This is a genomic window from Bacillus sp. S3, from assembly GCF_005154805.1.
GTDB lineage: Bacteria > Bacillota > Bacilli > Bacillales > Cytobacillaceae > Neobacillus.
This window is the reverse complement of sequence record NZ_CP039727.1, coordinates 1,048,187-1,062,040: the sequence shown is the minus strand read 5'-3', so window position 1 is coordinate 1,062,040 and position 13,854 is coordinate 1,048,187. Positions and strand designations below refer to the sequence as shown.

Here is a 13,854-nt window from a genome sequence, read left to right as displayed (position 1 = left end):
GCTCTTTAAATTAATTTATCACTATCCATCGATGGGAATCCTTTTTGATGGATTTATTCAACCCTATTGGTTTAGCAAAACTAAAGGAATATCAGTACCTAGTTCCGTTAAAACTATGTGAAGTTACACATGAAAGGAAGGCGGTGTTTGCGTGTCCGAATTTATGGAATCCATCGAATATGAAACAGGCACAACGATTCAGACGTTCAATATTATTGAGGCGAATAAAAATGCAGAGGGATATGAGGTACTATTGGACCTCGATTTAGACAGCGGTTATGCACTCGAAGGCGTTAAATTAAACATATCCAACGAGGATTTCGCTGCATATGAAACCAATGATATTCAAGAAGTGGTCAAATACGCGTTAGGATTCTTTGCGAATCAAGAGGTAAAAGATAATTACAACATTAATGATGAGGATAGAGCCTGGGAAGATGACCGCCTTTAATCGCGGCATCTTCCTCTCCCTATCACATTGACGGTTCCTTTGAATCAAGCGAACAGTCCTCGCACTTGCTTAACTAGCACCTTATTCATTTGGCCCAAATACCCGGCCGCGGATATCTGGGCTGGGGTCCTGCATTTCTATCCGCTTCCATAATGTCTCCCTCATGCCTGGTGCAAGTAATTGACACTGTGCAAGCTCCCTCATTTCGGAAAAATTCAGCGGCTTTGCATGAATAATTTTATTACATTTTTGAATCGTCCACTGTGGAAACGGCCGATCAAGTAAGGTAAAGGTTTGGCCAGGCTCAACATTTCCCTCTTCCAATACACGGAAATACCAGCCAGTTTTACCCATGTTTTGCAATAATAATGCTAAGTTTTTTACTTTAAAGCGGCGCGCCGGCTTCCAGCAAGGCTGCCTTGGCTGCGATACTTGAATAATCGCCTCACCAATTTGAAAGGTATCTCCTATGGAAATTGCTCCTTCATCCAGGCCTTCCATAACCAAATTTTCTCCCATCCCGCCAGCACCAATTTCAGAATTCCCCAGCTCTTTCTGCCAGTATGAATAATTTTCAAGCGAATAAGCAAAAACAGCTTTTTCCGGTCCGCCATGATGCTCCAAATCCCCTTGTCCATCACCTGTTAAACCTGTTTTCCCAACCCAAATTGGCTCATCGACGGGCTCTTTAAAAATGGCGCTTGTCCATTCACGACCCATTGGATTTGCAGCCTCTTTGCTGCCAATAGTTTTTGGCAACCCGACAAAAACTTTGTTAAGGGTAATTTCCACTCCTATCCTCTCCCTTGAAAAAGGTCTTGAATTATTTCTATAGTATCACACTTCACTTTTATTCGAAGAAAAAACCTTGCCCGAATCCGAGCAAGGTTAGTACTTTTATAATTTAAGCTGCTTTTTGTTCACCATGTTCAGTAAGGCTATGGCCTTCCCATTTTGTAATCACAATTGCCGCCAAGGAATTTCCGACAATGTTTACACAGGTACGTGCCATGTCCAAAATCCGGTCAATACCGGCAATGAATGCCAGTCCCTCAGCAGGAATCCCTACACTACCTAACGTAGCAAGAAGAACGACAAACGATACACCTGGAACGCCGGCAATCCCCTTGGAGGTTAGCATCAATACAAGAACCAAAGTTACTTGCTGCATGATACTCATCGGAATTCCATACATTTGTGCAATGAACATTGCCGCAATTGCTTGGTAAAGCGTGGATCCATCCAGATTAAAGGAATAACCGGTTGGAATAACAAAAGAGGTAATCGACTTTGGACAACCAATCTTCTCCATCTTCTCCATAATTTTTGGAAGGACCGTTTCTGAACTTGCTGTCGTATAGCCCAAAATGAGTTCGTCTTTTAAATATTTGATTAACTTGAAAATGTTGTATCCGGCAATTTTCGCCGTTAACCCTAAAACCACTAAAATGAAAAAGATCATCGAACCGTAAACAACCAGAACCAGTTTCCCCAGCGGGATTAACGAAGTAATACCAAATTTCGAAACCGTTACACCAATTAAAGCAAACACACCAAATGGAGCTAATTTCATAATTTGGTTTGTTACAAAGAACATCGCATCTGCGGTTCCTCTAAAGAAATTGAGAATGGGCAGACCCTTCTCCCCAATTGCCGCCACTCCAAGCCCAAACATAACGGAGAAGAAAATGATAGCAAGCATATCACCGTTTGCTAATGACTGAATAATGTTGGTGGGAACAATGTTCACCACAGTATCAATCATCGAATGTGACTCCGTTTGTTCAGCTGTACTTACATAACTGTTAATATCCGTCTTCGTTAAATGTGTGCGATCGACTCCAACCCCAGGTTGAAAGACATTCGCTGCAAGCAGTCCAACAATGATGGCAATTGTCGTAATAATTTCAAAATAAAGCAGGGTTTTGCCGCCAAGTTTCCCCAATGATTTCATATCACCAACGCCTGCAACACCAACAATAAGACTTGAAACAACAATTGGAACAACAATCATTTTAATTAAGCGAATAAATATATCACCTATTGGCTGGAGGAAACTTGCCACCTGCGGATTACCATAAAAAAACGCACCGACTGCAATACCTAGCGCCAGTCCAATGAATATCTGCCAAGCTAAACTAATTTTCTTCATTAACATTTCCCCTTTTAAAAAATATTTACATTTTTTCAATCCTTTTAGCAATAATCTTACTATTCACTATTTTACTAAAATTAATTTTAGAGAAAATCATTTCAACTACTATAAAAACGATGTTAGAAAAGTCAGAACTATCTTATCTTTGATCTTATTCAATTAAAACTTAACTTATTTTAGTTATTTTTTTAGAATAACATGTTGAACTGAAAAATAAAAGATATTTTGGCAAATTAAAAACTGCCCAGTATTATTATTGGCCAGATCACCCTGATTCTCATATAAAAAATCTTGCCAGTTATCGGGCAAGATTTTAGTTATTTATGCTTTATTGTGCATTTAGATTCGATGCCGGTATACTTGTTTCATTGATTTACCACCTGCCCTTTTTATTGATTTATTTTCTTTCATTACCTCGCTTGAAATTCCCTGTTGCTTTCGCCAAGATTAGTTGAACTGCTTTTTTGTCTTCTGCGTTTTGAATTTTTTCTAAAAATTTTTCAGCGTCTTTCCCTTTTAATGTTTTAATCGGTTTATCGAAATAATTCAGAAAGACTGTATTACTTTTAGTTATGCGATAACTAAATGGCTCATCCTCCAATCGATTTCTTTTATCGATATTGTCCATTTATTAACCTCCAGATTATCTTCTATCTACAATTTCTTTATAGAAGATGAATTTTCCTTGTTTATCCAAAAGAAAGTAAAACTAGTTGCATGAACAGAATGAATAGATTATTCTTTATATACATAGAAATTCTACATATATAGAATATTTATATAAGGAGAAAAAATAATGGAGAATGAGCTAGTTCGAGTGTTTGATAACCAGAGGAAACCTATCGGGACAGCTACCAGGGCGGAAGTACATCGGCAGGGGCTTTGGCATGAATCCTTTCATTGCTGGATCGTCAGCCGTGAGCAAGAAATCAATTATCTTTATCTTCAGCGCCGCTGTGGATTGAAAAAGGACCATCCCAACCTTTTTGATATTACTTCTGCCGGCCATTTATTAGCCGATGAAACAGCGGCGGATGGTATTAGGGAGATTAAAGAAGAATTAGGAATTGATGTTTCCTTTACCGAGCTAATGCCATTAGGGATTATCAATTATTGTGTCAACCATGAAGACTTAATTGATAATGAACTGGCGCACACATTTTTATATAAAAAAAATCTGGATTTTGATGTATTCAGCTTACAAAAAGAGGAAGTTTCAGGCATCATCAAAGTAAAATTTACAGATTTTATTGATCTTTGGTCGGGTGAAAAACACGAAATAAATATAATAGGATTTGAAATCAATAATAATGGTGAAAAGCTCTTTTTCGATAGAATGGCTGGGAAACAGGAATTTGTCCCTCATGGGATTTCTTTCTACAAAAAGATAATACAGTTGATTAAAGAAAAACTAAATGAGAGCGTTAGCTAGCCTGCCTAACGCTCGATTAGCCATCTCATTTTTCTGAACCTTGTGCCAAGGATTTTCTGTCAATCGCTTCAGGTTGTTTTTCTAGCCACCCATGTTTCACCATAATATTGTAAGAAAAAGTACCAGCCTCCATTGCATGGGTAAATACTTTATAATAGGTCAAGATTATATCGGATCTAAAGCTGGAACCTAATGATGCACCATAATAGGATAGTGCCGCATTTACTAAAAACGCTGCGTGAAACATGATCAATTTGTCCGAAAATGGACTTACAGTAGAATCGGTGATCTCAGCATCCCATTTCTCAGGTATCGGTAAATGATCTTGTCGTAATATTGTGTCAAAGCTTTCAGCATCTTTCCCTGCTAATTTAACGTTTTTCAACATAAAATGACGAACTTCCTCCTGCTGCGCTACCTGACTGAAAGCCAAACTAAGCGAACTGATAAATCCAGTTTTCGTTGAATTAAAGAAAAGGGTGCTGATTTCGGAACTATTAAGTGGTCTTTTGTCACCAATTAGATTTGAAATGATTCCTGTGGATTCAATAAACTTCGCCCCATGTGGTGTTGGAATAGAAGGGACACTTGGAAATTTTGGTTGGCTTTTAGCCAATTCCACTATTTTTTGGAACAATTCCTTAGATGTTACCGTACATTCAAAGAAATAATTTTGAATGTCTTGTCGTTCCGAGTTTGTAATAGCCAGGCTATAAGCGGTTAACCCATGTATTGTCATAATATAGGAGTAAAAAAGTAGAAATTGATCAGAAAACAGACGTGGGGCATTCACATTCACGTCACTCTCGGTAAATCCTATTGGGGCTTGGAAATTTGCACTTTTCAAGAATTCTTTGATTTTTGTGAGATGTCCTTCGGCTAACTGTAAGGCGAATTCTAGTATGGGTTTGATCTCTTTGTTTTCAACAATATTAAGAAAGTATTTGTAAACACAAATAGCCATAGTATCACCTGTGTATTGCAACCAAAGGGCGGATACTTCTGCAGCGGTTAAGGTGTTTGTCTTTTTTTTTCTAAAAATCCCCAAAGGAAATACCTCACTTTTTTTATTTGTTATTCTGAGATATTTTATTATGAAATATACAAATAAATTGGAGTTTTCCTATTGGCTTGGAGTTGCCCCCATCACAATGACTCCTTTTTATCTTTTTGAAACCATATCCCCAGCAGTTCCTGCTCTTTTACTTGTGAGATCCCTGCTTTTCTTTCTATTTCCTTCCTTGCTTTCTCCCATTGATAAACATCATAAATAGTGTCTTCTAGAGGTCGAAAGGAAAGACCTGCGTTAACAGCTTTTTCTATTTTGAAGGAAAAAGCTCCTTTCCATGGTGCTGTTTCTCCTTCCAACGGGAAGTGTTCAGGGATCCAAAGAGGCATCTCCGTCCATGGCTGTACTTTGTGCTCCAATAAAAACCTTTCATCTCCCCATACAAATTCGGCATCGCTGTTTGTAACGGCTTTACAGGTGTTTAACAGCTCTTCTATCGTTAATTCATAATTAGGGCCAGTAACATTGAAGGTACCTGCTTTTCTGTGTTCCGCCATATTAAAAACCCATGACGCTATATCTCTAACATCAATCAATTGAACAGGTCGATCTGAACGTCCTGGCACCAATACTTTTCCCCCTTGTGCTACTCGTTGAACCCAGTACGGCAGCCGATCTGTATAATCAAATGGTCCAACAAGCTGACCTGCTCTTATATGCAAAACACGGCCAGGCCAATGCTTCTCTGCTTCTGCTTCACACAATACTTTCAACGCTCCGTAATGCTCGTATGGAGAGATTTTACCTGCCTCAATATCCTTCAATTGATCTTCCGTCAGCATGGACTGTAAATGGTAGTCTTCCATAATATTGTGCGGAATCCAATCTTTATAAACTGAAATACTTGAGATAAATGTATAATGTCCGATGTTATCCCCCAGTACATCTGCGATTTTTTTTATTTGATGGGGAGCAAATCCGCATGTATCGATTAAGACATCCCATTTCCGATTTTTCAAAAGTGATACATCATGATCTCTATTGCCAATTAACTGTTCTACTTCAGGAAACGTTTCTTTACTGTTACCACGATTGAATAAGGTGATTTCATGCCCTCTTCCCAACGCTTCTTCTACGAAAGCTCTTCCTAAAAAACGTGTACCTCCTAATATGAGGACCTTCATAATATTTTTCCCCCTTTTAATCAAGTGTAAAAATGATCACTTTCATATAAATAACGATTTTCCCTCGCAAAAAGATACCAGGAGTAAATAGTACTTTAAAAAAGAGTTAGTTGCGGAGTCCATTCGTCGATAATCAATTTGGTGCGACTCCACAACGAGTTGCGATAATGGTAACATCAACGGGGATTGTAAGTGCCATTGTACAGCTTTTGGGACCAACATTTGCCGGGATGTTATACGATGTCAAAATTATCTATTAAAACTTAAAAATTTTTCTCATTGCCTTCATAGAATCTGGGCTGCAGATCCGAACAAAATAATCATTAAGTTTCGTCTTTGCATCTTCTACACTGGCAGCCACAATCTTTACATCATTACTTTTCGCCCAATTGTCCATGGTCTCAAAAGACGTGCTGCTCCAGCCATTCTTTTCTCCCAACTCATTGGTCCTAGCCTTTGTCCCAGAGACAACAATATCCATTGACCCTTGTAATTCCAGCAACGCATTATCGAACGATTTTTTCTTTTCTTTGTCCTTCATTCCGGCTTTAGCCTTTAACAGTCTTGTATCAATGCCCGGTTCATCATGGATAAGCCCGTACAGTTCTAAGGCCTCCCTTGAAACCAGCCCATCATTATATCGTTTTTCCAACGACTGCGGTGAACCCAAAACTATCCTAACTAACGGAAGAAGCTCACGAGAAATTAAAACCGACTTTTTCTTGATAAATTTTCCGTATGCCGCCACTCCGTCCGCCGGAAATTGGGCACGCCACATCCATGGGTCCAATTCCGAACCACTATACCAATGTTCTTTCGGAGTAATACTATCTAATGAAGGATAATCAGGTATCAACTTTGCCAATGGCAGCAACCCAATTTCATTAATCACTTCAATTGCTTCATCATATGTACGAATCTGGTAATTCTTCATTCATCTCAGCTCCCTAGCTCTATTCTTATATATCTACTAAATATTGTAACTAATTTTACTTATCAATAAACTATAAAAAACGCTGTTGTTCATTCAACAGCGTCTTTCTGTTTGAGATTAGGGAATGAGCTTTTGCCCGCAGTTTGAACAGAAGTTGGCAGCGGCTGTTTTGGTCCCGCAATTTGGGCAAAAGTTTGGTCTCTTTTGGTCATCTGCATTCGGCTGCGTTGGAGATGGAGTGTTTTGCGTTGGTGCAGGCTGCTTTTGGGTTTGCTGATTCATTTGATTCATCATTTGACCCGCGATATTCATCCCCATCATCATTCCCGCCATGTCAGATGCCGTTCCGCCTCCGCTCATTTTTCCGGAAGCCATCCCGTCTGTTATCGAGATTTGCTGGTATCTGCCCACATCACTCACCATTCCATGTGAAGCGTTTTTGGTAATCATTTCTTGAATTTCTTTTGGATAGCTGAAGCTCATAATGGTAAATCCAGTGATCATGATGCCACTTTTAATCATCTGCATATCTAAATCCTCTTGAATCCCTTTAGAAATGTCGAAGGAGTTAGCCTGGAGATTGAACATATCCTTTCCTTCTTTTGTAATCCATTTCATCAGGAGCTGGTCAAGAATCGAGGTGATACGAATTCTGACATCCTCGATAAAATATTGATCCTTCACACCGGCAATTTGATCAATTAAAGCAATATAATCATGGACTTTAAATTGAAATGTCCCGTTTGCCCTAATTGGCATGCCGCCTGGAAGTCCAAGTGTCGGGATATTAATCGCATTTTGAGTACCCCATTTCACCACAAATTCCTTCGTGTTCACAAACAGCACTTCTACTCGCATGCCACTATTGAAGCCAAACTTAAAACCCTTTAAAGTCGATAAGAAGGGAATGATTTGTGACTCGATATCATACTCTCCATCATCACGAAATACCCCTTCAATTTTTCCATTGTTAAAAAATACCGCATCTTGACCAGGACGAATAATCAATCGGCTCCCCTTCTTGATTTCCCGATTACTCCATTTATAAAAAATCATATCATCGCGAAATTCTTGCCATTCTACGACATTTGCAAATTGGTTTCTAAAAAAAGACATCCACCATCTGCTCCCTTCTTTTTTAAATTTGAGAATGGTCTAGCTCAAGCACCGTAGCCGCGAAACGCCGCTGACCAGGGCGCTTGCGCTTTTCTTTGTTAAAACTTGCCGCTGCTGCCGCTATGTGAGTGGCCGCCGCTTGAGATGCCGCCTCCGCCTCCGCTTTTCGAGTTGTCTGACGGTTTCCTTTCCCTCGTCACGGTTTGCCTTACGAAGTTATCATACTTGCTTATGATTCTTGATTGATTGCCATCCATATAGGTTTGCTCATTTACTGTAATCCTGCCGCCGGAGCGGTAGGCCATAAACATAACAGCGACACCGCCTACAATGATGGAGGCAATGAGTTGGAACCACCATGTAAATAAAATATTTTCCGGATTCACACCCGGCTCATAGCCCATATACTTATGCGATGTAGTGATGAAGTCTGAAAATGCTTGATAATAGTTACCTTCAGACAAGTCTGGAGTAATTTTCTCACGTATCTGATCAAGCCGTCCATCATCCAAATACTGCTCCGCTTTTTTAAAACCTGCCAGATACACGTCTCGTTTATCCAAATCAATCGCTAAAATGGCTGTATTTCCAAACGCCTGATCATAGCCGGGGCCATGTTCATCATAGAAGTCCTCGACATATTGAATGAGTTTCTTTCCTTCCGTCCCATTTACCGTAATGATAATAAAAGCGGTGTTTCTTTCTTTCCCCAGTTTACTAGATATAGATTGAAGTTCTGCCTCTTCTTTTCCGGTCAGCAGCCCGGCAAAATCATAAATGTACTGTTCAGAATCAAACGATTCAGCATTAACTCGTGCCCCTACTGGCAGCAGCAAAATAAAGGAAAGTAAAAAGACGAGAAGGCTTCGTTTTTGTCCTAAAATTCCACTCACCAAAAGCCGCCTCCCATCATATAAGAGATACATTTTAAAGCAAAAAAAGTTCCAGCCGTAATGCCGCTGAACCACGCTGCCACCTTCCCAGTACTGATTGGCGGTTTGCCGACGACTTTCCCCGTCTGCCCATTCATCGCAAACGTATGCTCCGAATGGTTATAATCATAGCTGACCATCCATACAGGCAGTAAAACATAGTTACTTTTCACTGATTTGGTATCGACCTGCTTTTCCTTCATATTTACGGAATGATAACCTGATAGTGTGGAATGAATATAGGAATCAATATAGTCACTGATTTTGTCTTTCGCCCTTGGCAGCAATTCTTCGTCTGTATAATTGTATTTCTCCGCAAGATAACCTGCCAAATAGGGAGTTTTAAACTCTTTTAACTGATCGTATGGGTAGGGTTCTAATTTATCCATTAATTCATCGTTCATTTTCTCTGATGCATCAACCGGAATCTTGACATAATCTAGGTTAATATCGCGATAGACATCAAAATACTTTGTTTCTGTATAAGTATAATCGCCCTGATCATAGGTCCTGACTTTTGTACATGTGGCATTCACTTGCACCTTACTATTTAAATCAAATAACCAAAATGGTACATACATGCCTGTAATACTTTTAATCCGGTCCGCCGTCATAAACCCTTTCGGGGTAAGGAGCCCCTTCCTGCACCATTTTTGAAACGCCTTCACTGCCTCTTCCTTACTAATGGTAAAAGGAATCACCTTCCCCGGTGCAAGCTGACCTGATAATCGATCGGCGATGACGACGCCCGCTCCGCAGAACCCACAGTTTGTTGCCGCTGTTTCTGCTGCTGTCATGAGAACGGCTCCACAATTTTCACAATGGTACTCATTCGCTTCATCTTCTGAAAAACTTGCTGTCCGCAACTCCTCAGGATAGTTTTCGATATTTTCGTGTCTGCCGCAGCTTTGGCACGATAATTCACCTGAATCCGGATCAAAGCTCATATCGCTTCCACAACTGGGACATTTATAATGAAGAATCATTCCTTCTTCACCCCTTTGATATTAAGAAAATGTAATGGCCGCCGGCCAAAAGCAGCAGCATTCTGGGTCTGCAGCTTTCGGTAGCTGATTACCCTTTATGTTTCATTCTTTCTTTTAAGGCGGCAAGTTCATTCTCAACACCGTCGCTCTTTTCATCGTATTTGGCTGTTAAATCGGCGATGTCATCTTTCGGAGCTGCATTTAGTTCCGCCATTGCATTTCCCTCGTCCAGTGCACGATTGACCTTGTCTTCCATTCGCTCAAATGCGGAAAGCGATTGGCCTGAATCCGCTGTCGATGCTCCAAGCTTATTCATTCGTTCCTTCGTCTTCGCCACGGACCATTTCGCTTTTAACATATTTTTGCGCGCGTCCAATTCACCAATATCGGCGGCAAGTTTATCGTGCATCTGTTTCATTTGCAGAGTGTTGGCAGCAGCTAATTGAGAAGCTGTTTGTAGCTCCGTTAATTTTGCTGAGAGTGCTGCTTTCTTTTCCAAGAACTTTCGTGCATCTCCTTCATTTCCTGCTTCTAGCGCCTTGATTGCATAACGTTCCATTTTCGCCATATCTTCCTGGCACTCGGTTACGACCCTTTTTGCACGCTGCTCTTCTGCCATGACGGAAGCCGTTTCCGATTTTACCTTTCCTAAATCCTTGCTAAGGTTTCGTAAATACTGATCAATCATCTTCTCTGGGTCTTCTGCCTTATCCAATAACGCGTTAATATTGCTCGCCATAATATCTTTAAACCTTGAAATAATACTCATCTAGATCATTCCTCCCCCTTTTGAAAAAACAAATCATTACATTATACTGGTCCATGTAAAAAAAAGTTTCATTATTTTGCCAGGAGTAGGATATTCGGCTTAAGAAACGAAAAAGGAGAAAAGAATCATCAATCGACGATTTCCCTTCTCCATTTTTGTTCACTACCCTTACCTCTATTTGACATTTCAACCACCAACATTTTATTTTTTAAATAGTCAATTAAAAGGCGGCAATGTGATGGAATGGATTAAGTTATTCTGCAGCGTTTGAAAGGTCTCCTTCCCAAAAAAGGCATTGGCTTTGTGTTCGATTTCGGATAGAATGGCGGCATTATCACGGAGTGTTTCACGAATACGCTCGACAATCAGCAAGGCGTTTGCACCACTGATTTGTTTGGCAACCCGCTCAAGGAGTACCTGTGTGTCCACAGAAAATCTCCGGGCAAAGCTCCTGCATCTGACGATATTATTGTGCAGAAACTCTGAATTTTCATGGGCAAAATTACGGCGGATACAGCCTCTCATCCCAGCATATCCATATGAAACCTCCGATGCAGCGCGGTAAAGCAGAATCATCCCGTCCGCACGGCTTGAGTCAGGATGCAGCCTTAGTTCTGTAATGAGGGAGACCAACTGTTTCACCACAAATGTGCCCTTTTCCGTGGCATTCCACCATTCCATTAAGCGCTGCTCTTGTTCATTCATGTTGTGAGACATACCCGAGAACCCTCCCTTCTTTTGTAATATAAGCGTATTAGTTTCGGCTTTGAGAATTGTCCAGCTCCAGCGCCCTAGCGGCTAGTGTCCTTCGCTCTCCGCCCTACGATAAGTCAACATCGGATCGCTCCGCTCTCCGTGTTTCCTTTATCTCAGTTGGAGCGCTCTAGGCCATACGCCGCTGACCAGGGCGCTTGCGCTTTTCTTACTAAAGGCGAGGAATGGATTGAATATTTTGGACCCGCTTTAGAATCGCATCCCATTCTACTCCCAAAAGTGCCTTCCCGTACCCGATCGCCTCGTTAATATTTTCAGCAATTTGCCGGTTGAGATATTGACTTTGCTCGATTAAATAATAGGTTTCTGCTGTTGCCTCTTTCGCTACAAGATCGAAATTGGGCCCTAATTGTTTTTCGCTGATTCTTAGTGTATCAAGGTCAAGAACAAGCATTTCTTTAGCGAGAGCGAGCACTTCACCATTTCGAAGCCGCTGAATTGTCCCCCTTACCGCATCAAAACCATAGCCGACATCTGCCACTGATGCATGATAGGGATTTAGCCCCGGTGCATTCCGCAGTGAAGGAATCATGCGAAAACCAGTCGTTATTGAGCAAACGACTTCCTTTGCCGCCATCCCTTTGTCTAAGGCGGAATCGATGGCACCAAGATAACGATTCCACTGATTGGAGCCCATTTGCATAAAATCCCACCCTTAACTTCTTATTCCAAATGCCTTCATAATTACTATATTCAATAGGAATTTGTCCTAATGATCGGAAGAACATTCTAAATCAGGAATACCAAACTATTGGAACCGGGGGTGTTTCACAAAAAAATGTGTACCACTAAAAAGGGAGAGACCCATAAAAATACTCATTTTTTTATTGACATTCATTGTCATTTGTTTTAAAGTAACAAAGTCAGATTGAATAATAAAAAACCATTTGTTTGTGGACTTTTCTAGAGAATTCTCTATTTTCGCCACACAGCTTATTACTATAGCTGTGTGGCTTTTTTGCGTTAAAAAGGAGCTACGGCTCGATAGAATGAAAGGGGTAGAAGAAATGAAAACATGGCAATATGCACTTCTTGTTTTTTTAGGGGGATGCTGTTACGGCGCATTATCCACATTTGTAAAACTAGCTTATTCAGCTGGTTTTACCGTTGCAGAGGTCACTGGGAGTCAATACCTAATGGGGGCTTTACTAATTTGGATTTTGGCTCTTTTTTCAAAAAAGAAAAAACTTACACTTGCTAAAATAGGTACACTGCTATTATCGGGAATTCCACTGGGTCTTACGGGTGTCTTTTATTATCAATCATTGCAAACACTTCACGCATCCCTAGCAATTATATTCTTATTTCAATTTGTTTGGATTGGCAGCTTATTTGAATGGATTTTTTATAAAAAGCCGCCGACAATTGGGAAGGTTGTTTCGATTGGTATTCTTGTCATTGGGTCGATTCTTGCAGCTGGTGTAATCACTGAAGGCGGCGGGGAAATTACATGGCAGGGGACCGTTTGGGGACTACTGTCGGCTTTGACATATACCTCTTTTATCTTTCTGAGCAGTACGGTGGAAAAGGATACACCACCTGTGCAAAAGAGTGCTCTTTTTGCCACTGGCGGTTTGATTACTGTACTGATTCTCGTTCAGCCAACGGAGTTATTGGATTTACCTGTTTTCATCGGAGTAGCGCCATACGGTCTGTACCTTGGCTTACTAGGAGTTGCTCTGCCGCCGCTTTTACTTTCAATCGGAATGCCGCATATCGGTCCGGGACTTGGAACCATCTTAACAGCTTCCGAACTTCCGATTGCAGTCATACTATCATCACTAGTTTTAGCAGAACAGGTTAGCATCTCACAATGGATCGGGGTTGTTTTAATTTTAGGCGGAATTGTTGCCGGTAATGTGAAGATATCTAAAGCTAAAATGAAGGCTGTTTCTTTGGAAGGGGAATCGGTATCTTAAGAGTAGCCGGGGCTGGACGGGCAGAACGACTGAAGGACTTTTCACTCTAGCTTTCTCATTAAAAAGTCCTTCATTCATCTTATGAAGGACTTTTCTCTCTAGCCTTCTAATAAAAATGTCCCTCATTCATCTTATGAAGGACTTTTCTCTCTAGCTTTCACTCGAATATGTCCTTCATTCGCCTTATAAATGT

General features: G+C 40.6%; 15 protein-coding genes. 3 read left to right on the top strand and 12 right to left on the bottom strand.

The features are described 5' to 3' along the window. Positions 1 to 151: 151 nt before the first annotated feature. A complete protein-coding gene (locus FAY30_RS04945; protein WP_223820898.1) occupies positions 152 to 451 on the top strand; it encodes a hypothetical protein in 300 nt (99 codons plus the stop codon). Positions 452 to 532: 81 nt separating this feature from the next. Here FAY30_RS04945 and FAY30_RS04940 read toward each other — a convergent pair whose 3' ends face one another. The 3 genes from FAY30_RS04940 to FAY30_RS04930 form a co-directional block, all read right to left on the bottom strand. Next, positions 533 to 1,243: an MOSC domain-containing protein gene (locus FAY30_RS04940; RefSeq protein ID WP_149868836.1), complete on the bottom strand. Its 711-nt coding sequence runs from the start codon at positions 1,241 to 1,243 to the stop codon at positions 533 to 535. A 112-nt stretch (positions 1,244 to 1,355) separates the two neighbouring features. After that, the gene (locus FAY30_RS04935) at positions 1,356 to 2,603 is read right to left on the bottom strand and encodes a cation:dicarboxylate symporter family transporter (RefSeq protein WP_149868835.1); all 1,248 of its coding nucleotides are present in this window, start codon (positions 2,601 to 2,603) and stop codon (positions 1,356 to 1,358) included. Positions 2,604 to 3,003: 400 nt separating this feature from the next. Beyond that, complete coding sequence (locus FAY30_RS04930; protein WP_149868834.1) at positions 3,004 to 3,234, bottom strand: hypothetical protein; 231 nt, start codon at positions 3,232 to 3,234, stop codon at positions 3,004 to 3,006. A 168-nt stretch (positions 3,235 to 3,402) separates the two neighbouring features. On the opposite strand from FAY30_RS04930, the gene FAY30_RS04925 reads away from it, so the two are divergent. After that, positions 3,403 to 4,038: an NUDIX hydrolase gene (locus FAY30_RS04925; RefSeq protein WP_149868833.1), complete on the top strand. Its 636-nt coding sequence runs from the start codon at positions 3,403 to 3,405 to the stop codon at positions 4,036 to 4,038. Between the two features lie 25 nt (positions 4,039 to 4,063). Here the strand turns inward: FAY30_RS04925 and FAY30_RS04920 are convergent, their stop codons facing one another. From FAY30_RS04920 to FAY30_RS04880, 9 genes are all read right to left on the bottom strand, one after another. Next, a complete protein-coding gene (locus FAY30_RS04920) occupies positions 4,064 to 5,086 on the bottom strand; it encodes a DUF3231 family protein (RefSeq protein ID WP_149868832.1) in 1,023 nt (340 codons plus the stop codon). A 98-nt stretch (positions 5,087 to 5,184) separates the two neighbouring features. Then, on the bottom strand, positions 5,185 to 6,231 hold the full coding sequence (locus FAY30_RS04915) for an SDR family oxidoreductase (RefSeq protein ID WP_149868831.1): 1,047 nt from the start codon (positions 6,229 to 6,231) through the stop codon (positions 5,185 to 5,187). 256 nt (positions 6,232 to 6,487) lie between these two features. After that, the gene (locus FAY30_RS04910) at positions 6,488 to 7,165 is read right to left on the bottom strand and encodes an AlkZ-related protein (protein ID WP_149868830.1); all 678 of its coding nucleotides are present in this window, start codon (positions 7,163 to 7,165) and stop codon (positions 6,488 to 6,490) included. A 117-nt stretch (positions 7,166 to 7,282) separates the two neighbouring features. Next, complete coding sequence (locus tag FAY30_RS04905; protein WP_149868829.1) at positions 7,283 to 8,281, bottom strand: SPFH domain-containing protein; 999 nt, start codon at positions 8,279 to 8,281, stop codon at positions 7,283 to 7,285. A 98-nt stretch (positions 8,282 to 8,379) separates the two neighbouring features. Next, a complete protein-coding gene (locus FAY30_RS04900; protein ID WP_149868828.1) occupies positions 8,380 to 9,174 on the bottom strand; it encodes a TPM domain-containing protein in 795 nt (264 codons plus the stop codon). Then, entirely contained in the window at positions 9,171 to 10,199 is a 1,029-nt protein-coding gene (locus FAY30_RS04895; protein ID WP_149868827.1) for a TFIIB-type zinc ribbon-containing protein, read from the bottom strand. The genes FAY30_RS04900 and FAY30_RS04895 overlap by 4 nt, the downstream gene beginning before the upstream one ends. 88 nt (positions 10,200 to 10,287) lie before the next feature. Then, complete coding sequence (locus tag FAY30_RS04890) at positions 10,288 to 10,968, bottom strand: PspA/IM30 family protein (protein ID WP_149868826.1); 681 nt, start codon at positions 10,966 to 10,968, stop codon at positions 10,288 to 10,290. A gap of 216 nt (positions 10,969 to 11,184) precedes the next feature. Next, positions 11,185 to 11,685 (bottom strand): hypothetical protein, encoded by a 501-nt coding sequence (locus FAY30_RS04885; RefSeq protein ID WP_149868825.1) that lies wholly within the window; start codon positions 11,683 to 11,685, stop codon positions 11,185 to 11,187. A gap of 208 nt (positions 11,686 to 11,893) precedes the next feature. Beyond that, on the bottom strand, positions 11,894 to 12,385 hold the full coding sequence (locus tag FAY30_RS04880; protein ID WP_223820897.1) for a hypothetical protein: 492 nt from the start codon (positions 12,383 to 12,385) through the stop codon (positions 11,894 to 11,896). Positions 12,386 to 12,749: 364 nt separating this feature from the next. Here FAY30_RS04880 and FAY30_RS04875 point away from each other — a divergent pair, with 364 nt between their 5' ends. Beyond that, on the top strand, positions 12,750 to 13,661 hold the full coding sequence (locus tag FAY30_RS04875) for an EamA family transporter (RefSeq protein WP_149868824.1): 912 nt from the start codon (positions 12,750 to 12,752) through the stop codon (positions 13,659 to 13,661). Positions 13,662 to 13,854: the final 193 nt, after the last annotated feature.